This is a genomic window from Sphingopyxis sp. GW821-FHT12C06 (genome assembly GCF_058807415.1).
In genome coordinates this window covers 18,576-40,870 of record NZ_JBXAQR010000006.1, presented here as the reverse complement: position 1 = coordinate 40,870, position 22,295 = coordinate 18,576, and the positions used below count along the sequence as shown (strand labels likewise).

Here is a 22,295-nt window from a genome sequence, read left to right as displayed (position 1 = left end):
CGCCTGCGGGGAGCGACGCTCATTTTGCCGGTTTCAGCGCCTCGCTCAGCGATGCGGTGCCGCTGCCGCGCCGCGCGGGCTGCGGTTGATCGGGATGCGGCGCCCAGCCGCTGAAATGGACGAGGCGAAATTGTTCGCCAATGCGGCCGTCAGGGTCGGCCTCGGTCGCAAAGGCGGCGGCGATCCGCGCCGCCTCTTCGCGCGTTAGCGGCGGCGGGGCCGGGGACAGCCGACTCGACAGGCCGCCCGCGCGCAGGTCGCGAACCAGCCCGAACACGTCGCCATAACGCACCGTCAACGCCTCGACATCGACCACGGGCAGCGCGAAGCCGACCCGCTGGAGCAAATTGCCCATTGCGGCGAGGTCGATCTGCGGATGCATCCGCGCGATCGAACGTACGCCATCGGCCATCACGGCGCGGCGCAGCCGGGGCAGGCTGCCGTCGCCGACAAAGGCGCCGAGCAGCAGGCCGTCGGGTGCGAGCAGCGCGCGCAGTCGAACCAGCGCGCCGGGAACATCGTTGATACTGTCGAGCCCGCCGGGCCAGAGGATGAGATCGAAGCTGCCGAACGGCAGGTCGATGGCGTCGGCCTCGACCGCCAGCGCGTCATTCTCCGCAGCGAGCAGTGGCCCCGCTTCGGCTATCGCAAGGTCGGTGCCGGTTCCGCGCAGATGCGCGATCAGCGCCGTATCATGCGCGCCGATCAGCAGGGTCCTCGAAAATTCGCGAGTCACCATCGTCAACCGGTCGAGCAGGGTTTCGGCAATGATCGGCGCGAGGAAATTGGCCGTGGCGGGCCGACGCGCCATGCGGTCGCGCTGGGCGCTGGTCCGGGCAGAGGAAAAAAGCGGGCTTTGGGGTTGCGACATGCGGCGCTTGTGCCGTCCCCGGCGATGCTTCACAAGTCCGTCATGGCGACGCACACGGGGGACGCCGAAATCGACGTACCGGCCGGGGCCGGAGAAGGGCTGTTGCGCGGCCTGCGCAAGGCGGTACGCGCGATCGTCGATTATGCCCTGCCGCCGCGCTGCCCGGGATGCGGCGTTATCGTTGGCGAAGACCGGCAATTCTGCCTGACCTGCTGGTCGTCGCTCTATTTTCTCGAAGGTCCGGCCTGTTCGCACTGCTCGATTCCGCTGCCGACCGCGTTGCCGGGCGGGGCGATCATGTGCGGCGCCTGCCTTGCCAATCCGCCGCCCTTCGAGGGTGCACCGGCGGCGGTCGCTTATGGTCCGGTGGCGCGCACGGTCGCGCTGCGGTTCAAATATGGACGCCGCCTTGGCCATGCCCGCCTGATGGCGCAATTGATGGCGCGGCACCTTGCTGCGCTGGCAGGGCCAGAGGCGATGCTGCTCGTTCCGGTGCCGTTGCATCGCTGGCGTCTGTGGTCGCGCGGGTTCAATCAGGCCGCGCTGGTCGCGGATGCACTGACGCGGGCGACCGGCGTGGCGCATGACCATCATCTGCTGCTGCGAACCAGGGCGACCGCGGTGCTGCGCGGGAAGGGCCGCCGTGAGCGTGAGCGCATCGTCGCCGGGGCGTTCGCGCTGGCGCCGGGGGTCAAAGATCGCGTGGCGGGACGGCATCTGGTGCTGATCGACGATGTTCATGCGAGCGGGGCGACCTTGCGCGCGGCGGCGCGCGTGCTACGGCGCGGCGGCGCGGCGCGCGTATCGGCGCTCACCTGGGCCCGCGTCGTTCCCGATGCGCTGATGACAAGCAACATATTTGACTTTGCGTCGTTGGATTCCGATATCGATGACGAAAGGATGACAGGATAGCCGTATGGCAAAGATCGAAATCTATACCAAATTCCTCTGCCCCTATTGCACGCGGGCCAAGGCGTTGTTCGACCGCAAGGGTGCCGAATATGAAGAGATTGACGTGACGATGGACCGCGCCGGTTTCAACGCGATGGTGGAACGCGCGGGCGGTGGCCGCACGGTGCCGCAGATATTTATCGATGGCAAACATGTCGGTGGCAGCGACGATCTGGCGGCGCTCGATGCGCGCGGCGGGCTCGATCCCCTGTTGGGGATGGCCTGACCTTGATCGTCTTCGACCTTTGCTGTGCCGCCGGCGATCACCGGTTCGAGGCCTGGTTCGCGAGCAGCGACAGCTTCGCTGACCAGCAGGCACGCGGGCTGATTTCCTGCCCGGTCTGCGGTGACAGCGAAGTCAGAAAGGCAGTGATGGCGCCGCGCGTCGGCGCCAAGTCGAACCGGCAGGTCAGCGTGCCCGCGAAACCTGTCGGCGGCCAGGCGCGGGAGGCGTCCGGCGACCCCATGCCCGAACTGGTGCGCCAGCTGATCGCGGAGATTGCGGCGAAGCAGGCCGAAATGCTGCCGCAGTCGCGCTGGGTCGGCCGCGATTTCGCCAATGCCGCGCGCGCAATGCACGAGGGCCGCGCCGCCGAGGACCTGATCCACGGCCAGGCCTCGCCCGAAGAGGCCGAGGCGCTGCGCGACGACGGCATTGCAGCGATGCCGTTGCTCGTCCCGATCATTCCGCCCGATCTCGCCAATTGACGCTGTCGGCGCGTTGCCGCTACACGGACCCCGGCGCACCCGTAGCTCAGCAGGATAGAGCATCAGATTCCTAATCTGGGGGCCATGGGTTCGAATCCCGTCGGGTGCACCATTTTTCAATAACCAGGTGCCGGGCAGCCCAAGGCGCCATGCCTCGATGGACGGTGATTCCGTCAGGCTCATTCTGCTTCGGGCGGTGACCTCTGGCCACCGCCCGTGCGATCAATGCCGCCCGAGTTCGTCGCGGCCGACGACCATATAATGAACCTCGTCGGGACCGTCTGCGAAACGCAGATGGCGGACATCGGCATAGAGGTCGGCGAGCGGGGTCCATTGCGAGATGCCCGTCGCGCCGTGGATCTGGATTGCCTGGTCGATGATCTGGCAGGTGCGTTCGGGGACCATCGCCTTGGCCATGCTCACCCAGACGCGCGCCTCGCGGTTGCCGAGCAGGTCCATCGCCTTTGCGGCCTTGAGGACGATCAGGCGCATCGCCTCGATCTCGATCCGCGCGCGCGCGATGACTTCCAGATTCTTGCCGAGCTGCGACAATTGGCGGCCGAAGGCGGTGCGCGAATTGCCGCGTTTTACCATCAGGTCGAGCGCGCGTTCGGCCTTGCCGATCGTGCGCATGCAGTGATGAATGCGGCCCGGCCCGAGGCGCATCTGCGAAATCTCGAACCCGCGACCCTCGCCGAGCAGCATATTGTCCTTCGGCACGCGGACATTGTCGAAGCGCATGTGCATATGCCCCTGCGGAGCATGGTCGGCGCCGAACACGTGCATAGGGCCGAGCACCTGCACCCCGGGCGTGTCCATCGGCACGAGGATCTGCGAATGCTGCGCTTTCCGCGCGGCTTCGGGATTCGTCTGGACCATGCAGATCAGGATCTTGCAGCGCGGATCGCCTGCGCCGCTGATGAAATATTTCTCGCCGTTGATGACCCATTCGTCACCCTCGAGCCGCGCGCTCGTCTCCAGGTTGCTGGCGTCCGACGAGGCGACATTCGGTTCGGTCATGACATAGGCCGAGCGGATTTCACCATTGAGCAGCGGCTTTAGCCAGCGCTCTTTCTGTTCGGGCGTGCCGACCATTTCGAGCACTTCCATATTGCCGGTATCGGGCGCCGAGCAGTTCAGCGATTCCGACGCGAGCGGCGATTTGCCAAGCTCGGCGGCGATATAGGCATAGTCGAGGTTGCTGAGCGGAGTCCCCGTGTCGCCGTGCGGCAGGAAGAAATTCCACAGGCCGGCGGTTTTTGCCTTGTTCTTCGCGCCCTCGAGCAGCTCAAGCTGCCCCGGTGCCCAGCTCCAGCGATCGGCGCGGCCTTCGCCGAGCCGGAAAAACTCCTCGGTGATCGGATCGACGTGTTCGGCGATGTGGCGCTTCACCGCATCGAGGAGCGGCTGCGCTTCCTTCGACATTCTGAGATCGTTGAGTTCGGCTTCGAGTTCGGTCGGCGACATGATAATTCTCCGCTGGATTTCCCCGGCAGGGTAGCGGCGTCATGTCATCCGGGATAATGATAGGATCGAATATACGGTATTCGCAGTGCGAATGACTAATCCGCTTTCGCCATCTCGTCGACGACGATCGCGCGGAGCCAGCCGAGGCCGGGGTCGGCCTGCGCCGCTTGATGCCAGTAAAGATAGCTGCCGCCCGGTTCGACGGGCAGCGGCAGGTCGAGAAGTTGCATCGGCCACATCGCGTCGAGCACCTCGGCATGCGAGCGGGGCAGCGCGAAGAGCATGTCGGACGAGGCGACGATCTGCCACGCGGTGATCGCATGCTGGCACCGCACGGCGACGCGCCGGACGAGCCCCATGCGCTCGAGCGCCATATCCTCGAGCCCGGGGCCATAGGGGCGAGCGGTCGCGATGATATGCTCGAGCGAAAGATAGGTGCCGAGGTCGATCGCGCCATTGACGCGCGGATGCCCCTTGCGTGCCGCGACGACGATGGGTTCGGTCCCCAGATACTGGCTGCGGAGGCGGTCGTCGGCGGGCAGGGCGACATCGAGCGCGAGGTCGAGGTCGCCGTTCGCGAGGAGCATCACCAGATCGCGTCGGCGAAAGGTCACGCTCGCGAGTGCAACATGCGGGGCCTCGCTTCGCACGCGCGACACGAGCGAGGAGAAGCGCGGCATCTCGCCCGACAGGCGCACCCCGATGCGAAACTCGCGCGTTGCCTCGGCGGGGTCGAACGACGTCGCGGCATCGAGTGCGGCATCGAGCCCGCGCAGCGCCTCACGCACCGGCCCCGCGATGGCGCGCGCCGCCGGTGTCGGCACCAACCGGTTCCCCTGTCGCACGAAAAGCGGATCGTCGAAGGTATCGCGCAGCCTGCCGAGCGCATGGCTGATCGCGGGCTGCGACAGGTTCAGATGCCGCGCCGCCGCCGATACCCCGCCTCTGGCGAAGATTGCATCGAATATTCTGAGCAGGTTGAGGTCGAACCGGGCAAGGTGCCGCAAGGCTTTCTCCTGAGCGAAGTCGGCAGATTGGTGTTGTCAGGCCATAACGGTCAATGGCGGGGAAGTGAACCGGCATCGCGGCGGAACTGCGCCAAAGTGGCCGCCCAAAAGCGGGGGAGCCGTTCCCGGCCAAATCGCGCGGGCCGGCTCGGGGCTAGCCTCGGCTCGCCGCCCGAAAGATTTTCTTCGTCGCAAAAACCGGCCCCGGCCGTTGACGAATCCAATATCAATCGTTTAAGTTGACTTTGTTGCTCGGGACTGGTCGAGACGGGCAACGGGCTCTCCCCCTCGACCCGCGGCTTTTGATCGGGAAGCAGCTTGCTCCGCGTTACCAACGGCTAAAGCGCGTGATGCTCGGGCGACAGCGCCAGGCATTGCGTTCCCCCTCCAGATAAGGGGTTATTGCGATGCATATGTGTAGCACCAACATTTAAACGATCGTCGATCCTGCGCGTGGGGTAGCGGACAGACCGCACCCCGTTCCGCGCAGCGACGCCTCCCTCCTCTCCAGTCGCGCCTCCTCACGCGGGGCGTTGCGACGACATGCCCGGCGCGCTCTGCGCGCCGGCGCGGGGAAAATCATGCCTTTGCTGACCCAATCCGACCTGTCGGATCTGGCTCGCTATCCCGCGTCCCTGCGCAGCGCCGCCCGTGCGTTGTGGGGGACCGAGCTGGCGGCTGCCCGATCCGGCGCGGCGCACCGCGCCACCATTCATCACATCAAAAAGGGGGCGCAAACGCCGCCCGGGGACATCATATAATGACCGCTTTCACTCCCGATCATCGCCTGAAGCTTTTGGCCGGCGCTGTGCTGCTGATGCCCGCGGCGCCGGCCTTTGCCGCCGAAACGACCGCCGACGCGGTCGGCACGACAACCGAAGCGGGTGTCATCGTCGGCCTCGACGACGCCGATTATGGCAACGAGATCATCGTTTCGGCGCGCCGCCGCGACGAAAGCGCGCAGGATGTTCCGATCGCGCTGTCGGTCATCGGCGCCGCGGCGCTCGAACAGACGGGCAATTATACGCTGACCCAGGTGCAGCAGATCGTCCCGAGCCTGCAGGTGTTCAGCTTCAATCCGCGCAACACCAATATCAATATCCGCGGGCTGGGCAGCAATGTCGCGCTGACCAACGACGGACTCGAAAACGGCGTCGGTTTCTATATCGACAATGTCTATTACGGGCGTGTCGGCCAGTCGCAATTCGACCTTGTCGATCTCGCGCAGATCGAGGTCTTGCGCGGCCCGCAGGGCACATTGTTCGGCAAGAATACGACGTCGGGCGCGATCAACATCAGCTCGAAGAAACCAAGCTTCGATCCCGAATTTTCGGGCGAGGCGAGCGTCGGCGACTATGGTTATTACCAGCTGCGCGGATCGGTTTCGGGCGGCATCATCGACGATCTTCTCGCGGTGCGGATCAGCGGTTCGTCGACCGAACGGCGCGGGTTCCTCTACAACACAACGCAGAATGAGCGCGCGCAGGATTATTCGAACTGGAGCGTGCGCGGGCAGTTGCTGCTGACTCCCTCGTCCGATGTCGAGGTGCGGATCATCGGCGACTTTGCGCGCCAGAAACAGAATCATGTCCTCAATGTCTTCGCCGATTATTTCGGCACCTATGAGAATGGCGCCGCCATCCCGAACAATTTCGCGCAGCGCGCGGCGCGCTTTCCGGGCTATGTCTTTCCGACGATCGACCCGTTCGCGCGGCGGGGCGAGGCGAACAGCCATTATCAGTCGAACATGGACGGCTATGGCGTTTCGGGTCAACTCGACTGGGATCTGGGCGCGGCGAAGCTGACCTCGATCACCGCCTATCGCTGGTGGGACTGGAACCCGGCCAATGACGGCGACTCCACCTCGCTGCCGGTGATCACCAAGGCGCAGCAGGCGAACCGCCAGCGCCAGTTCAGCCAGGAAATCCGGCTCGCCTCCGACAGCAGCGGCCCGATCAACTATGTCGTCGGCGCCTATTATTTCTGGCAGGTGATCCGGGGGAAGGGGGCCAGCGCCTATGGTCCCGCCGCGGCTTTGTGGAACCGGCCCGCGACATCGCCAATCCCGCTCGCAGCGTGGGAGGCCGCACTAAACGGTTTCGAGGCAAATTCGACCTCCGACCCGCGCACCAAAAGCTATGCGCTATTCGGCCAGCTCGACTGGAAATTCACCGATCGGCTGACGCTCACCGCGGGCCTGCGCTACACGCATGAGAAGAAGAGCGGGACGTTCAACCAATATCATGTCGCGGGGATCGACCTGTCGACCTTGCCCGCGAATATCGCCGGACCGGCGCTGGCCATCCGCGAACAGTTTAATCCCACCAATGCGAATATTTCGACAAGCTTCAGCGACAACAGCCTGTCGGGGCTCGCGACATTGTCGTGGCAATTCGCCGATGATGCGCTGGCCTATGCGTCCTATTCGCGCGGCAACAAGTCGGGCGGGCTCAACCTGACCAGCCTGCCCGCGGGGATCGACCCCGATGTCGCCCCCGAAAAGGTCGACAGCTATGAAGTCGGGCTCAAGACGCAATGGCTCGATCGCGCGGTTACATTCAACCTTGCGGGCTATTGGACCGAAATCGGCGATTATCAGACCGCGATCACCGAACAGGTCGGAACCACCGTCAACTTCCGCCAATATATCGCGAACATTCCCGGCGTGCGGTCGCGCGGGGTCGAGGGGGATTTGTCGTTCGCGCCGACCAAGCGGCTGAGCTTCTATGCCTCCGCCGCCTATGCCGACACGACCTATAGCGACTATCCCAACGCGCCGCAGGCGCCCGAACGGCTGAACCTCGACGGAAAACAGGATCTGACCGGCGAACAACTGCCGGGGGTTCCCAAATTCACTTACACTCTTGGCGGCGATGCGTCGGCGCCGCTGGGCGCGCTCGGCGGGCGCGACCTCTCGCTCTACGGCCATGCCGATTATTCGCACCGTTCGACATTCAACACCTCGTCAAGCAACAGCCGCTACGCCGACGTTCCCGGCTTTGGCATCGCCAATGCGCGCATCGGTATCCGCACCGAAGACGGGCTGCTCGATCTGTCGATCTGGGCGCGCAACCTGTTCGACAAGGATTATTACCAGACGCTGTCGGCGCAAAACACGGGCATCGTCACCGCGCTGATCGGCGAACCGCGCACGATTGGCGCGACGCTGCGGACGAAGCTGTGATGAGCGCCGCTTCGCCTCCCGCCGCAGGGCAGCTCGTTCGCTTCTCCGCGATCGCGGTGCCGCTCGCCGCCGCCGGCCTGCCGCTCGGCGTCTATCTTCCCGCGATTTATGCGCGCGATTACGGGCTGTCGCTGACGGTGATCGGGGTTATTTTCCTGCTCGGCCGCCTGTGGGATGCCATCGCCGATCCGGTGATGGGGTCGCTCAGCGACCGCACGCGCAGCCGCTATGGTCGCCGCAAGCCGTGGATCGCGGCGGGCGGGGTGGTCTTCGGTCTCTCGTCGATCTTCCTCTTCTTCCCGCCCTTTGGCGTGACGCCGCTGTCGCTCGGGATCGTGCTTTTCTTTTTCTACCTCGGCTGGACGGCGGTGCAGATCCCGTTTCAGGCCTGGTCGGGCGAGGTGTCGGGCGACTATCACCAGCGCACGCGCATCGCGACCTATCAGACGGTCGTCACCTCGGGCGCCTTGCTGCTGACGCTGATCCTGCCGACGATCGCCGACCAGCTGCGCCCCGGTGACGGCCGGCTTCAGTTGACCCTGATGGGCGCGCTCGTCCTGCTGTCGATCGTCCCCGCGCTGTTCCTGACGCTGACCGCGCTCAAGGAGCCGCCGCTGCCGCCGCTGCCCGTCGGCAAGCCCAGCCTTAAGGAGACAATCCGCGCGATTGTCGGCGAACCGCTGCTGCTGCGGGTGCTCGCGTCGGATTTCGCGGTGACGCTGGCGCAAAATATCCGCGCCGCGCTGATCGTCTTCTTCGTCACCTTCTATATGGGGCGGCCCGAATGGGCGGGCGGTCTGTTCCTGTTCCAGTTCGTCTTCGGCGTCTTTGCCGGGCCGATCTGGCTCAAGATCGGGCGCCGCTATGGCAAGCATCGCACCGCGGTGGCGGGCGAGCTGGTGCAGGTTGCGATCAACCTGTCGCTGCTCCTCGTTACCCCCGACACTTTCGGGCTTCTGCTCGCGCTGACGCTGGCGCAGGGGCTGGCGCAGGGATCGGGCAATCTGATGCTGCGCGCGATCGTCGCCGATGTCGCCGACAAGCATCGTCTCGACAGCGGCGAAGACCGCACCGGGCTTTACTATTCGGTGTTCAGCCTTGCCGGGAAGACGGCGACCGCGGTCGCGGTTGGTATCGCGCTGCCGCTCGTCAGCTGGTTGGGCTTCGACCCCAAGGTGGCGAACAGCCCCGAAGCGCTGACCGGTCTGCTCCTCGTCTTCGCCGCTGGCCCCGCCATCGCCCACGCTTTGTCTGCCGCCCTCATCGCGCGCTTCCCGCTCGACGAGGCGGCGCACGCCGAAATTCGCCGACAGCTCGATCCGGGACCGCCCGATTACGCCTTCGCCGAATGACCCAGAGCCCTCCCACCGCATTCAACCCCAAAGGAGACTGACCATGACGGACCTTCACAACAGCTATGCCAATGCCCGCGACAAGAGCATCGACCTCGACGTCACCCCAGTGACGGGCACGATCGGCGCGATCGTCAACAATGTGCAGCTGTCGGGCGATCTGCCCGCAGCGACGGTGCAGGCCATTCAAGCGGCGCTGGTACGGCACAAGGTGCTGTTCTTCCGCGACCAGCAACATCTGACCGACGAAGAGCATGAAGATTTCGCGGCCTTGCTCGGTGATCCGATCGCACATCCGACGGTGCCGGTTGCCGAAGGATCGCGCTATCTGCTCGAGCTCGACAGCAAGGAAGGCTATGCCGCGTCGAGCTGGCACACCGACGTTACCTTCGTCGATGCCTATCCCAAGGCGTCGATCCTGCGCGCGCTCACCATCCCCGAAGCGGGCGGCGACACGCAATGGGCGAATGGCGAAACCGCCTATGAAGGCCTGCCCGAGGTGCTGCGCCAACTGGTCAACAATCTGTGGGCGACGCATACCAACCTCTATGACTATGCGGCGATCCTGCAGTCGGCGCCCGATGGCGAAAGCGCGGCGAAGCGGATCAAGGAGCATCGCAACGTCTTTGCCTCGACCGTCTATGAAACCGAGCATCCGGTCGTCCGTGTCCATCCGGTCAGTGGTCAGCGCAGCCTGTTGCTTGGCCATTTCGTCAAACAGTTCGTCGGGCTGAACCAGGCCGATAGCGCACGGCTGTTCCAGACGCTGCAGGACCATATCACCAAGCCCGAAAATGTCGTGCGCTGGCGCTGGCGCGAGGGTGACGTGGCGATCTGGGACAATCAGGCGACCCAGCACCGCGCGACCGCCGATTTCGGATTGCAGCGGCGGACGCTGCGCCGCGCGACGATCGCGGGCGAAATTCCGGTCGCGATCGACGGACGCAAGAGTCGCACGGTGCGCAAGGATAAGGCGGTTCAGTACGAACCCGCCTGACGAACCGGGCCGGCGCTGGTGACTCTCCTCTCCCTTCCTCTGACTGCGCCGGTCCCCTCTACGGCGCGCCCGGGTTCCATTCGCCCGCGGCGCGCCGACCCTTTTCGATTTTTCCGGGGATGTTTCGAATGACCGACCGCCGCCGACTTTCTACCCTGTTGCTGTCCACTATCGCGGGCGCATGGCTGTCTTTTGCCCCCGCGCAGGCGAAGGAGCGGCGACCCAATCTGCTGGTGATCGTTGCCGACGATCTCGGTTATTCGGATATCGGGGCGTTCGGGGGCGAGATACGGACCCCGCATCTCGACAAGCTCGCGCTGGCGGGAATCCGGCTTTCCGGATTTCATACCGCACCGACCTGTTCGCCGACCCGCTCGATGCTGTTGTCGGGCACCGATAATCATCTCGCGGGCCTCGGTACGATGGCAGAGATGATCCGGCCGAACCAGAAGGGTCAGCCGGGTTATGAAGGCTATTTGCGCAGCGATGTCGCGACGCTCGCCGAACGGCTGTCGATCCATGGCTATCGGACGCTGCTCTCGGGCAAATGGCACCTCGGCCTCACCGAAGCGCAGGACCCGCACGCGCGGGGGTTCGATCGCAGCTTTGCCCTGCTTCAGGGCGGGCACAATCATTTCGGCACCGACGCCGATCCCGCGAAGGGCGGGACGGCGACCTATCGCGAGGACGGCAAGCCGGTCACGCGCCTGCCGTCGGATTTCTACTCGAGCGACTATTTCGCCACGCGGCTGATCGATTTCCTGGGCGAGCGGCCGAAGGCGGGGGAGGGCGAGAAGCCCTTCTTCGCCTATCTCGCCTTTACCGCGCCGCACTGGCCGTTGCAGGCGCCGCCGGAGGATATTGCGCGCTACAAAGGCCAATATGACGCCGGGTTCGATGTATTGCGCGAACGGCGGCTGGCGCGGCAACGCGCGCTGGGCATCTTGGCGAAGGATGTCGCGCCGCACACGCCGCGCAACCGCGACGGAAGCTGGGATTCGCTGACCGCCGGGCAACAGCGGCTCGCCGCGCGCAACATGGAAATCTATGCGGCGATGGTCGACCGGCTCGACCAGAATGTCGGCCGCGTTGTCGAGGCGCTGCGCGCGTCGGGTGAGCTCGACAATACTGTCATTGTCTTTCTTGCCGACAATGGCGCCGAGGCGCTCGATGTCGAAACCACGGGCGCCGAAATGCTCGGGCGCTATGCGAAGGGCGCAGACAACAGCTTTGCCAATCGCGGCACGGCGACCTCCTATCTCACCTATGGCGCGGGCTGGGCGCAGGCCGCGACCGCGCCGTCATGGCTGACCAAAGGCTATCAGAGCGAAGGCGGGACGCGCACAGTTGCGTTCATCAGTGGCGCGGGAATTCCGCACCGGCAGAGCGCCGACGCACAATATTTGTCGGTTGCCGATGTGGCACCGACTTTGCTTGACCTCGCGGGCGCCGATCCGGGCGCCACCGACATCAAGGGGCGCAAGGTCCGGCCGATCACCGGCCGGTCGTGGACGGGCTGGTTGCGCAACGCTGCTGCGCGCATCTATGGTTCCGAAGATGGCGTCGGGGCGGAGCTGTTCGGATCGCGCGCCTATCGCCGCGGCGACTGGAAAATCACCGACATCGGTGACGGCGAATGGAGGCTGTTCAACATCGCCCGCGACCCCGGAGAAACCCGCGACTTGTCGCTCGACGATCCCGAACGCAAGGCGGTGCTCGCGACCGCGTGGGAGCGATATGCGCGCGATGTCGGCGTTCTTCTTCCCGACGCCATTCCCTATCGACCATGACGCCGCGGTGCCGGGGCGAGGCGGCATATTGCCAAAAGGGCCAAAGGGGCTATTCCATCGACGGATGAAGGCCGAAATCCTTGCAGTTCTCAACGGAAAAGTTGGCGCTTTTCGCGGCGACGACGAACCGAGCGCGATCGACAAGCGGCCCGTCGCAGGAGCCGTCGCGATCGGCGCGCTTGGGCTTGCCGGTGACGAACAGGCCGACCGCGTCCATCATGGCGGAATCGACAAGGCGATCCATCACTATCCCGCCGATCATTACCCCTTCTGGCGCGAGCATCTGGGCGACGTGCCGCTGCTCGGCGGGCCGGGGGCGTTCGGCGAGAATATCTCGACCCTGGGTCTCGACGAAGACAGTGTATTCCTCGGTGACCGTTTTCGTCTCGGCACCGCGCTCGTCGAAGTGAGTCAGGCGCGCCAGCCGTGCTGGAAGCTCGACCACAGGTTTCAGGCGAAGGGGGTCATGGCGCGGGTCGTCACGACGCGGCGGACGGGCTGGTACTACCGTGTCCTCGAACCGGGACGGGTGCAGGCGGGCGACATGGTCGAACTCGTCGAGCGTCCCTATCCCGAATGGCCGCTGTCCTCGCTCTTCGCGCTGCTGATCGGCGGCGAAGCCAAAAGCCGCCCCGATGATCTTCGCGCGCTCGAGCGGGTGCCCGTGCTGGCGGAAACCTGGAAAGTACGGCGCGCCAAGCTGGCCGGGCAATATGGCGTGAACTAGGCGGCTGCGTTCGCCTGCGCATAACGTTTCGGGGGCATTCCGACATGGCGGGCAAAGGCGGTGCTGAACGCGCTCGCCGATCCGTAGCCGACGCGTGTCGCGATTTCGGCCAGTCCGCCTTCCTTGCGGCGCAGCATGTCCTTGGCGAGGCTCATGCGCCAGCTTTGCAGATATTCCATCGGGGGGATTCCCACGGTCCGCACGAAGCGGTCGAAGAAGGCCGACCGCGACAGCGCCGCCTCCTTCGCGAGCTCTGCCACTGTCCACGGGTGTGCGGGGTCGGCGTGGATACGGCGGATCGCGGCCGCGAGGCGTGGGTCGCCGAGGCCGCGCAGCATGCCCGTCGGGGTGCCGTCGCAATCGGTCGATACCGACCGGATCGCTTCGATCAGCAAGACTTCGACAAGGTGGACAAGCATGAGGTCGCGCCCCGCGCGGCCATCCGCGGCTTCTTCGCCGATCATGCGCACGATGGCGGCCAGCCGTTCGGCGGCGCGCAGATGGATCAGGCTGGGCATCTGCGACACCAGCAGGCCGTCGTCGGGCGAATCGAAGACGAAATGGCCGCCGATCATGCGGACATCGGCGTCGCCATCTTGCGTGCCGTGGCGAACCTCCGCCAACTGGACGGTCGCCGCGTGCGGATCGGCGAAGACCGGTTCGGCGGGTTCAAGGCTCGACAGGGTGAAGCCCGGCGTTGCGGGCAGCAGGACGAAATCGCCCGCCTCCAGCGTTACCGCATCCTGCCCGTCGATTGCGATCCGGCAGCTTCCCTCGGTTACGGTGCAAAAACCGGGGTGACCGAAATCGCCATAGTGGATCGCCCAGCGACCGGCGCCGCTGATCGCCTTGGTAAAGACCGTGCGCGGCCGCAGCAAGACCATGAGGTCGGAGAGGGGATCGAGCATATCTGGACCCTTGGTAACGAATTTTGGACTTCGGATTATAGATAGTCCTGCCCGTCTTGACTAGAGGCTTCCCATCGCAAGCTCGAAAGGAAAGACCATGAAGACCATATTGATCACCGGAGCCTCGTCGGGCTTTGGCCATGAGACCGCGCGCCACTTTCATGCCGCGGGCTGGAACGTCATTGCGACGATGCGCACCCCGCGTTCCGACCTGTTTCCGGCCTCCGACCGGCTGCGCGTCGTCGCGCTCGACGTGACCGACGCCGCCAGCATCGCTGCGGCGCTCGATGCCGCCGGTCCGATCGACGTTCTCGTCAACAACGCGGGGGTTGGCCTCATCGGTGCGCTCGAACATTCGCCGATGCAGAAAATCCGGGACATTTTCGAAACCAATACGCTGGGCGTCATCGCCATGACGCAGGCAGTGATCCCGCAGTTCCGCATCCGTGGCGCAGGAGTGATCATCAACGTCACGTCGACCGTGACGCTGGCATCCTTTCCGTTCATGGCGGCCTACACCGGCACCAAGGCCGCGATTCAGGGCTTCACCGGATCGCTGGCCCACGAGCTGCTGCCGCTGGGCATCGTCGTGAAGCTGGTCGAGCCCGGTTATGCTGCGACGACCGCCTTTGCGCAGAATAGCGACATCCGCATCGAAGAAGTGCTGCCCGAGCCCTATTGGTCGCAGGCGCAGCCGATCCTTGCGGCGCTGGCAGAGCCCGCGCTGGTCACGACCGAGGCCGACGTCGCCCAGGCTGTGTGGCAGGCGGTGCATGACGAGACGGGGCAGGCGCATTTCCCCGCCGGTGCCGACGCCGTAGCGCTGGCGCAGCAGGCCTAATTCGGCCGCGCCTCGAGCCACGCGGTGAGCCGGGCCGCGTCTTCGGCGGTGAAGTGCAGCCCCAGCTTGCTCCGCCGCCACAAAATATCGTCGGTGGTCCGCGCCCACTCCTGTTCGACCAGCCAGGTCGCCTCGGCGGCGCTCAGCCCATGGCCGAGATCGCCGCCGAGCGCGTCCCAACCGTCGGCATCGCCCAGCCAGTGCCGCGCGTCGCTGCCATAGGCCTTGACGATCCGGTCGACCGTTGCGGCGGCAAGGAAGGGGTGGGCGAGCTTGTATTCGGCCTTGAGCGCCGCCGCGCCGTTCGTCGGGAAGTCACCGCCGGGCAGCGGTGCCTTGCCGGTCCAGGCTTTTCCCGACAGCGCGGGCACATGCCCGGCGAGCACGTCGACCGCCGCCTCGGCGACGTGGCGATAACTGGTGATTTTGCCGCCATAGATGGTGAGCAGCGGCGCGCCTTCTTCGGTGTCGAGGTCGATTCGGTATCCGCGGGTCGCCGCCTCGGGCCGCCCCGATCCGTCCTCGATCAGCGGCCGGACCCCCGAATAGGTCCACACGACGTCGGCGGGGGTGATGGGGGCGCGGAAATATTCGCTCGCGCCCTCGCACAAATAGGCGATTTCCCCGGCGCTTGCGCGCGCCTCGCTCGCCGGTCCGTCATGATCCTGATCGGTCGTCCCGATCAGCGTGAAGTCGCGCTCATAGGGAATGGCAAAGAAAATGCGCCCATCGGGAAGCTGGAAGAAATAGGCATAGTCGTGCTCGAAGATCCGCCGCACGACGATATGCGATCCGCGCACCAGCCGCATTTGATGATCGGGTTCGGCATCGGCGCGTTTGAGCAGGTCGAGCACCGCGGGCCCCGCGGCATTGACGACACTATGGCCGGTGAAGCGATAGCTGTGACCGCGATCGTCGGACGCATCGACGATCCATAACCCATCTTCACAACGCAGCATCTCGGCGCGCGTTCGGGTGCGGACCCGCGCGCCATGCCTCGCGGCATCGCGCGCGTTGAGCACCACGAGCCGCGCATCGTCGACCCACCCGTCCGAATATTCAAAGCCGCGGGCATATTGCGGCTGCAGCGGGGCGCCCGCGACATGCTTGCGCAGGTCGATCGAGCGCGTCGCGGGCAATTTCTTGCGCCCGCCGATATGGTCGTAAAGGAACAGGCCGAGCCGCAGCAGCCAGCGCGGGCGCAATCCGGTGCGATAGGGCAGGACAAAGCGTAGCGGCCAGATGATGTGGGGCGCGATGCCCCACAGGATTTCGCGTTCTTTCAAGGCCTCGCGAACGAGGCCGAATTCATAATGTTCGAGATAGCGCAGGCCGCCGTGGATCAGCTTGGTCGATGCCGACGAGGTGCCCTGCGCAAGGTCGCCCGCCTCGAGCAGCAGCACCCGCGCGCCGCGCCCGGCGGCATCGCGCGCGACCCCGGCGCCGTTCACCCCGCCGCCGACGACAATGACATCATAGGGTTGGGGTGTGTCGCTCATTGCGCTGGTTCCTAAGCCAAGCGCGGGGCTTTTGCCAATGGAGAGACATCGTATGCGGCTTACGTATGCGCGTTGCAATCGCGCAGCGCATCCGCCACTTCTTTACCGGGATATCAAGGGGATTTTTGTGAGCGTGAAAGTCGAAACTCTGGTTTTGTTCGGCGCGACGGGCGACCTGGCGCAGCGCATGCTCTTTCCCTCGCTCTACAACCTCCATCTCGACGGGCTGCTCGCCGACACGCTGACGATCATCGGATCGGGGCGTTCGCCGATGGACCGCGCGGCCTTTCACGGCAATGTCCGCGCCGCGCTGGCCGAGCATCTGTCCGATGACCGGCTCGATGAAGCCGCGATTGCGGCTTTTGTCGAACGGATCGACTATTGCCCGGTCGATGCGGGCGCCGGCACCGGTTTCGACGATCTCGCGACGCTGCTGGGTGATCGCCGCGCGCGTCCCGTCGGCGTTTACCTCTCGACCCCGCCGTCGATGTTCGGACCGATCGCGCAGGGGCTTGCCTCGGCGGGCATTGCCTGCGCCGATTGCCGCATCGCGATGGAAAAACCGATCGGCCACGACCTTGCCTCGTCGCGCGAGGTCAATGCGCAGGTCGGCAGTGCCTTTGCCGAGGACCGGGTTTTCCGCATCGACCATTATCTCGGCAAGGAAACGGTGCAGAATCTGCTCGCGCTGCGCTTTGCCAATATGTTGTTCGAACCGCTGTGGAATGCGCAGGCGATCGACCATGTCCAGATCACCGTCGCCGAGACGGTCGGGCTCGAAGGCCGCGTCTCTTATTATGACGGTGTTGGTGCGCTCAAGGACATGGTCCAGAATCATATGCTCCAGCTGCTCGCGATCATCGCGATGGAGCCGCCCGCCAGCGTCACCTCGACCGCGGTACGCGACGAGAAGGTCAAGCTGCTGCGCAGCTTGCGCAAGATGACCGCCGAGGATGTGAAAGCGCATAGCGTCAAGGGCCAGTACACCAGCGGCGCGGTCAATGGCGCCCCGGTCGCGGGTTATGCCGACGAGCTTGGTCAGCCGTCAAACACCGAGACGTTCGTCGCGCTGAAAGCCTATATCGACAATTGGCGCTGGAAGGGCGTGCCTTTCTATCTGCGCACCGGCAAGCGGATGCCCGAGCGCAAGTCGGAGGTGCTGATCCAGTTCAAACCGGTACCGCACAATATCTTCGCGCGTCCCGGTGCGGGCAAGCTCGACGCCAATATGATGATCATCAACCTGCAGCCCGAGGAGAATATCCGGGTCAAGGTGATGTCGAAACAGCCCGGGCTCGACCGCGACGGGGTGAAATTGCGCGAGGTGACGCTCGACGTCTCGCTGTCGCACAGCTTTGCCGGCGAGCGCCGCCGCATCGCCTATGAGCGCCTGCTGCTCGATTTCATCGAGGGCGACCAGACCTTGTTCGTGCGCCGCGACGAGGTCGAGGCACAGTGGCAGTGGATCGACGCGATCCGCGACGCCTGGGCTGCGGTCGACATGGCACCGCAAAATTACACTGCCGGCAGCTGGGGCCCGTCGAGCGCGATCGCGCTGATCGAACGCGACGGAGCGAGCTGGCATGATTGATACAAAAACACGTCGCCCCCGCGAAGGCTGGTGCCGCTGGCTGCGTAGCGCAAGGCCGATGACGGCCCCCGCCTTCGCGGGGGCGACGAGGAAATTTTATGACTGACCTTCACCCCACCATCGCCGCGGTCACCGACCGCATCATCGCGCGCAGCGCGCCGCGCCGCGCCGCCTATCTCGAACTGATGGACCGCCAGCGCGAGGCGGGCACCAATCGCGGCATGCTGTCGTGCGGCAACCTCGCGCATGCTTTCGCCGCATCGGGCGAAGACAAGCCGGCGATCCGCACCGGTGCGGCGATGAATATCGGCATCATTACCGCCTACAACGATATGCTTTCGGCGCATCAGCCCTATGGTCGCTACCCCGAACAGATCAAAATCTTCGCGCGCGAAGCCGGTGCGACGGCGCAGGTCGCGGGCGGGGTTCCGGCGATGTGCGACGGGGTGACGCAGGGGCAGGCGGGGATGGACCTGTCGCTGTTCAGCCGCGACAATATCGCGCAGGGCACCGCGATCGCGCTCAGCCATGCGATGTTCGAAAGCGTCGCCATGCTCGGCATTTGCGACAAGATCGTCCCCGGCCTGCTCATCGGCGCGCTGCGTTTCGGCCATTTGCCGACGATCCTGATCCCCGCCGGGCCGATGCCCTCGGGGCTCGCCAACAAGGAAAAGCAGCGCGTCCGTCAGCTCTATGCCGAGGGCAAGGCGACCCGCGACGAACTGCTCGAGGCCGAGGCGGCGAGCTATCATGGCGCGGGCACCTGCACCTTTTATGGCACCGCCAATTCGAACCAGATGATGATGGAACTGATGGGGCTGCACATCCCCGGCAGCGCCTTCGTCAATCCGGGCACCAAGCTGCGGCAGGAACTGACGCGCGCTGCGACCCACCGGCTCGCCGCGATCGGCTGGGACGGCGACGATTACCGTCCGCTTTCGCGCTGCGTCGATGAAAAGGCGATCGTCAACGCCGCGATCGGCCTGCTCGCGACCGGCGGCTCGACCAACCATGCGATCCATCTGCCCGCGATCGCGCGCGCGGCCGGCATCATCATCGACTGGCAGGATTTCGACGAATTGAGCCATGTGGTGCCACTGCTCGCGCGCGTCTATCCGAATGGCGCGGGCGACGTGAACCATTTCCACGCTGCGGGCGGGATCGGCTATGTCGTGCAGGAATTGCTCGGCGCCGGCTTGCTCCACGGCGATGTACTCACCGTCGGCGGGACGATGGCCGATTATGCGTCGGAGCCGGTGATCGTCGACGACGAATTGCATTGGCAGGCGGCGCCCGCGACAAGCCGTGACGATGCGATGCTGCGCCCCGTGGCGGCGCCCTTCTCGCCCGACGGCGGGATGCGGCTGCTCGCCGGCAATCTCGGCCGCGCGATCATCAAAACCAGCGCGGTCGCCGAGGATCGCTGGACGATCGAGGCACCCGCGCGCATTTTCGACAATCAGGATGCGGTGCTTGCCGCCTTCAAGGCGGGCGAACTCGAGCGCGATGTGATCGTCGTCGTCCGCTTTCAGGGGCCACGCGCGAACGGCATGCCCGAACTGCACAAGCTGACCCCGGCATTGGGCGTCCTGCAGGACAAGGGTTTCCGCGTCGCATTGCTCACCGACGGCCGCATGTCGGGCGCCAGCGGCAAGGTACCCGCGGTGATCCATTTGTCGCCCGAGGCGCTGCCCGGCACCGACGGCATCAGCGGGCCGCTCGCTTTCTTGCAGGACGGCGACATCGTTCGCGTTTGCGCGCGCAAGGGGGAGGCGAGCGCGCTCGTCGATCCCGCCGTCTGGGCCGCGCGCGCGCCAGCCATTGCCCCGCCGCCCGCGCTTGGCGTCGGCCGCGAACTGTTCGCGTTGTTCCGTCATCATGCCGATGAAGCCGAAAAGGGCGGGTCGGCGATGCTCGCAGCGATGGAGCAGATAATTTAGCCCGTCGCCCCCGCGAAGGCGGGGACCGCCGGCAACCTTGCGCAACATAAATAGCGGCCCCCGCCTTCGCGAGGGCGACGAAGGATTTGAAGAATGACCGACAAAAGCATCGACCAGATTATGCGCCTCGCGCCCGTCATCCCCGTGATCGTGATCGACCGGGTCGAAGATGCGGTGCCGATGGCCGAAGCGCTGGTCGCAGGCGGGCTGACGGTGCTTGAGGTGACGCTGCGCACTCCCGCCGCACTCGATGCCATCGCCGCGATGAAGAACGTCAAGGGCGCGATCGTCGGCGCGGGCACCGTGCTCAACCCCGCGATGCTCAGCGCCGCGATCGACGCGGGTTCCGAATTCATCGTCTCGCCCGGCCTCACCGACAATCTCGGCAAGGCGGCGGTTGCCAGCGGTATTCCCTTCCTGCCCGGTATCGCCAATGCGGGCGATATCATGCGCGGGCTCGACCTCGGCCTCGAACGCTTCAAATTCTTCCCTGCGGCGACCAGCGGCGGCATCCCCGCGCTGAAGGCGCTCGCGGGTCCTTTCGGCCAGGCGCGTTTCTGCCCGACCGGCGGAATCAGCGCCGCAAGTGCACCCGAGTGGCTCGCACTGGGGCCGGTGCTTTGCGTTGGCGGCAGCTGGGTCGTCCCTTCGGGCCCGCTCGACCCTGCGCGGATCGAGGTATTGGCGAAGGAAGCCGCCGCGCTGCGTCCCTGACCGTCATCCCGGCCCCTGCGGCTGCCTTGCAGGCGCAGGGGCCATGCTTTGCCGGGATGACCATTTTCTGTGAAAACGGCGCATTGATTAACCCCATCTTACCTGCCATCGTGCAGCGATAAGGCGGCAAACAAGCCGCTGGTGGGGAGGATGCGTGCCGAGACCACAACCGCATTTGGAAGAAGTCCTTGCGTCCGAACCCGGACCGCATATCGCAGCGCTCTTCGATTTCGACGGCACCATCATCTCGGGCTATTCGGCCACTGCGATGCTGCGCGAAAAATTCCAGCGCCGCGAAATGTCGGTCGAGGAAATCGCCGAGACCGCACAGGTGATCGCGCAGCACAGTCTTGGGACCATCGGCTTTTCGGGGCTGATGTCGGGCGCGGCCAAATTCATGAAGGGCGTCGAGGAAGAGAGCTTCATCGAGTTCGGCGAGGAGCTTTACAAAAAGCATATCGCGCGCAAAATCTATCCCGAAGCCCGCGCGATCATCGAGGCGCATCAGGCCAAGGGCCACCGCGTCGCGATCATCTCGTCGGCGACCATCTATCAGATCGAACCGACCGCGCGCGATCTCGGCATCGAGGATATCAAATGCTCGGCGTACGAGATTGAGGATGGTGTGTTCACCGGCGAGATTATCCGGCCTCTTTGCTTCGGCGAGGGCAAGGTGCTCGCCGCCGAGGAGCTCGCCGCCGAATATGGCCTCGATCTCGACCAGAGCTTTTTCTATTCGGACAGCGACGATGATATCGAACTGCTCGAACGCGTCGGCAAGCCGCGCCCGCTCAATCCGAACCTGAAACTCAAAGCGATTGCCGAGGAAAATGGCTGGCCGGTGCAGCGTTTCGGTAGCCGCGGCACGCCAAGCTGGGTCGATTATACGCGTACCATCTATGCCACCGGTTCGCTCGTCGGCGCCTTTGCCGCGGGGCTCCCGATCTGGGCACTCACCCGTTCGCAGCGCGAGGCGGCCAATTTCTCGATCGGCTTGTTCGGGGACTTCGCGACCGCGATCACCGGGGTCGAACTCGATGTCGAGGGCGAGAAGAATCTGTGGGCGGCGCGCCCGTGCGTCTTCATCTTCAACCACCAGAGCAAGGCGGACGTCATGATCCTCGCCAAGCTCATCCGCCGCGACATGGGCGGGGTGGGGAAGAAGGAGATCAGGGATATCCCGATACTCGGGAAGCTTATGGAGTGGGGCGGAACGGTCTTTGTCGATCGCGCCGACGGCAAGAGCGCGATCAAGGCGATGGAACCGCTCGTCGATGCGATCCGGATCGAAGGAAAATCGATCTGTATTTCGCCCGAGGGCACGCGCAGCCTGACGCCCAAGCTCGAACCCTTCAAGAAAGGTGCTTTCCATCTCGCGATGCAGGCGGGGGTGCCGATCGTTCCGATCGTGATCCACAACGCGACCGACGTCGCCCCCAAAAATGAATTTGTGATGCGCCCTGCGACGGTGCGTGTCACCGTGCTCGATCCCGTCGATACGTCGAAGTGGAGCGCCCGGACGCTGAACAATCATGTCCGCGACGTCCGCAACATGTTCCTGCGCACGCTGGGGCAGGCGGAAGAGACGGTCGCCGAATCGGTGGCGCAGGACGCGCCGCCGCCCGAGGCGAAGGCCGAAAAACCGGCGCCGAAAAAGGCCCCGGTCAAGAAAGTCGCGGCGACGAAAAAGCCGCCTGCGAAGAAAGCCTCCCCGGGCAGAGGAAGGGCAGCCTAAAGCATGTATCATC

Annotated in this window: 19 protein-coding genes and 1 tRNA gene; 15 read left to right on the top strand and 5 right to left on the bottom strand. The window is 65.0% G+C overall.

The window, feature by feature from the left end:
* Window positions 1-19: 19 nt before the first annotated feature.
* A complete protein-coding gene (locus AC1RRJ_RS17650) occupies window positions 20-811 on the bottom strand; it encodes a class I SAM-dependent methyltransferase (RefSeq protein ID WP_493125071.1) in 792 nt (263 codons plus the stop codon).
* A 102-nt stretch (window positions 812-913) separates the two neighbouring features.
* Here AC1RRJ_RS17650 and AC1RRJ_RS17645 point away from each other — a divergent pair, with 102 nt between their 5' ends.
* The 4 genes from AC1RRJ_RS17645 to AC1RRJ_RS17630 all read left to right on the top strand — a co-directional run bounded on the left by AC1RRJ_RS17645 (window position 914) and on the right by AC1RRJ_RS17630 (window position 2,642).
* Window positions 914-1,783 carry a double zinc ribbon domain-containing protein gene (locus AC1RRJ_RS17645; RefSeq protein ID WP_493125069.1) on the top strand — a complete coding sequence of 290 codons (870 nt, stop codon included), beginning with the start codon at window positions 914-916 and terminating at the stop codon, window positions 1,781-1,783.
* Between the two features lie 4 nt (window positions 1,784-1,787).
* The gene (gene grxC / locus AC1RRJ_RS17640; RefSeq protein ID WP_493125067.1) at window positions 1,788-2,048 is read left to right on the top strand and encodes a glutaredoxin 3; all 261 of its coding nucleotides are present in this window, start codon (window positions 1,788-1,790) and stop codon (window positions 2,046-2,048) included.
* Window positions 2,049-2,050: 2 nt separating this feature from the next.
* Complete coding sequence (locus AC1RRJ_RS17635; RefSeq protein ID WP_493125066.1) at window positions 2,051-2,530, top strand: DUF1178 family protein; 480 nt, start codon at window positions 2,051-2,053, stop codon at window positions 2,528-2,530.
* Window positions 2,531-2,565: 35 nt separating this feature from the next.
* Window positions 2,566-2,642: transfer RNA gene (locus AC1RRJ_RS17630), tRNA-Arg, on the top strand.
* Between the two features lie 110 nt (window positions 2,643-2,752).
* Here AC1RRJ_RS17630 and AC1RRJ_RS17625 read toward each other — a convergent pair.
* Both AC1RRJ_RS17625 and AC1RRJ_RS17620 read right to left on the bottom strand, forming a co-directional pair.
* The gene (locus tag AC1RRJ_RS17625; RefSeq protein WP_493125064.1) at window positions 2,753-3,997 is read right to left on the bottom strand and encodes an acyl-CoA dehydrogenase family protein; all 1,245 of its coding nucleotides are present in this window, start codon (window positions 3,995-3,997) and stop codon (window positions 2,753-2,755) included.
* A 95-nt stretch (window positions 3,998-4,092) separates the two neighbouring features.
* Complete coding sequence (locus AC1RRJ_RS17620) at window positions 4,093-5,004, bottom strand: LysR family transcriptional regulator (RefSeq protein WP_493125062.1); 912 nt, start codon at window positions 5,002-5,004, stop codon at window positions 4,093-4,095.
* Window positions 5,005-5,585: 581 nt separating this feature from the next.
* On the opposite strand from AC1RRJ_RS17620, the gene AC1RRJ_RS17615 reads away from it, so the two are divergent.
* The 6 genes from AC1RRJ_RS17615 to AC1RRJ_RS17590 all read left to right on the top strand — a co-directional run bounded on the left by AC1RRJ_RS17615 (window position 5,586) and on the right by AC1RRJ_RS17590 (window position 13,054).
* A complete protein-coding gene (locus AC1RRJ_RS17615; RefSeq protein WP_493125060.1) occupies window positions 5,586-5,765 on the top strand; it encodes a hypothetical protein in 180 nt (59 codons plus the stop codon).
* Window positions 5,765-8,188, top strand: coding sequence for a TonB-dependent receptor (locus tag AC1RRJ_RS17610; RefSeq protein WP_493125058.1), 2,424 nt, complete (start codon window positions 5,765-5,767; stop codon window positions 8,186-8,188). The genes AC1RRJ_RS17615 and AC1RRJ_RS17610 overlap by 1 nt, the downstream gene beginning before the upstream one ends.
* Window positions 8,188-9,540, top strand: a complete 1,353-nt coding sequence (locus tag AC1RRJ_RS17605) for an MFS transporter (protein ID WP_493125056.1) — start codon at window positions 8,188-8,190, stop codon at window positions 9,538-9,540. Before AC1RRJ_RS17610 ends, AC1RRJ_RS17605 begins: the two co-directional genes overlap by 1 nt.
* Before the next feature lie 43 nt (window positions 9,541-9,583).
* Complete coding sequence (locus AC1RRJ_RS17600; RefSeq protein WP_493125054.1) at window positions 9,584-10,537, top strand: TauD/TfdA dioxygenase family protein; 954 nt, start codon at window positions 9,584-9,586, stop codon at window positions 10,535-10,537.
* A 128-nt stretch (window positions 10,538-10,665) separates the two neighbouring features.
* Window positions 10,666-12,327, top strand: coding sequence for an arylsulfatase (locus tag AC1RRJ_RS17595; RefSeq protein ID WP_493125052.1), 1,662 nt, complete (start codon window positions 10,666-10,668; stop codon window positions 12,325-12,327).
* A gap of 64 nt (window positions 12,328-12,391) precedes the next feature.
* Entirely contained in the window at window positions 12,392-13,054 is a 663-nt protein-coding gene (locus AC1RRJ_RS17590; RefSeq protein WP_493125050.1) for an MOSC domain-containing protein, read from the top strand.
* Here AC1RRJ_RS17590 and AC1RRJ_RS17585 read toward each other — a convergent pair.
* Window positions 13,051-13,962 (bottom strand): AraC family transcriptional regulator, encoded by a 912-nt coding sequence (locus AC1RRJ_RS17585; protein WP_493125047.1) that lies wholly within the window; start codon window positions 13,960-13,962, stop codon window positions 13,051-13,053. The two genes, AC1RRJ_RS17590 and AC1RRJ_RS17585, sit on opposite strands and share 4 nt — an antisense overlap.
* Window positions 13,963-14,059: 97 nt before the next feature.
* Here AC1RRJ_RS17585 and AC1RRJ_RS17580 point away from each other — a divergent pair, with 97 nt between their 5' ends.
* Window positions 14,060-14,803 (top strand): SDR family oxidoreductase, encoded by a 744-nt coding sequence (locus tag AC1RRJ_RS17580; RefSeq protein WP_493125045.1) that lies wholly within the window; start codon window positions 14,060-14,062, stop codon window positions 14,801-14,803.
* On the opposite strand, the gene glpD is transcribed toward AC1RRJ_RS17580, so the two are convergent.
* Entirely contained in the window at window positions 14,800-16,302 is a 1,503-nt protein-coding gene (gene glpD, locus AC1RRJ_RS17575; protein ID WP_493125042.1) for a glycerol-3-phosphate dehydrogenase, read from the bottom strand. The two genes, AC1RRJ_RS17580 and glpD, sit on opposite strands and share 4 nt — an antisense overlap.
* A gap of 127 nt (window positions 16,303-16,429) precedes the next feature.
* Between glpD and zwf the strand changes: the two genes are divergently transcribed.
* The 4 genes from zwf (at window position 16,430) to AC1RRJ_RS17555 (ending at window position 22,282) form a co-directional block, all read left to right on the top strand.
* Complete coding sequence (zwf, locus tag AC1RRJ_RS17570) at window positions 16,430-17,893, top strand: glucose-6-phosphate dehydrogenase (RefSeq protein ID WP_493125040.1); 1,464 nt, start codon at window positions 16,430-16,432, stop codon at window positions 17,891-17,893.
* Between the two features lie 98 nt (window positions 17,894-17,991).
* On the top strand, window positions 17,992-19,833 hold the full coding sequence (edd, locus tag AC1RRJ_RS17565; protein WP_493125038.1) for a phosphogluconate dehydratase: 1,842 nt from the start codon (window positions 17,992-17,994) through the stop codon (window positions 19,831-19,833).
* 93 nt (window positions 19,834-19,926) lie between these two features.
* Window positions 19,927-20,547 carry a bifunctional 4-hydroxy-2-oxoglutarate aldolase/2-dehydro-3-deoxy-phosphogluconate aldolase gene (gene eda, locus AC1RRJ_RS17560; RefSeq protein ID WP_493125035.1) on the top strand — a complete coding sequence of 207 codons (621 nt, stop codon included), beginning with the start codon at window positions 19,927-19,929 and terminating at the stop codon, window positions 20,545-20,547.
* A gap of 154 nt (window positions 20,548-20,701) precedes the next feature.
* Window positions 20,702-22,282, top strand: a complete 1,581-nt coding sequence (locus AC1RRJ_RS17555; RefSeq protein WP_493125033.1) for an HAD-IB family hydrolase — start codon at window positions 20,702-20,704, stop codon at window positions 22,280-22,282.
* Window positions 22,283-22,295: the final 13 nt, after the last annotated feature.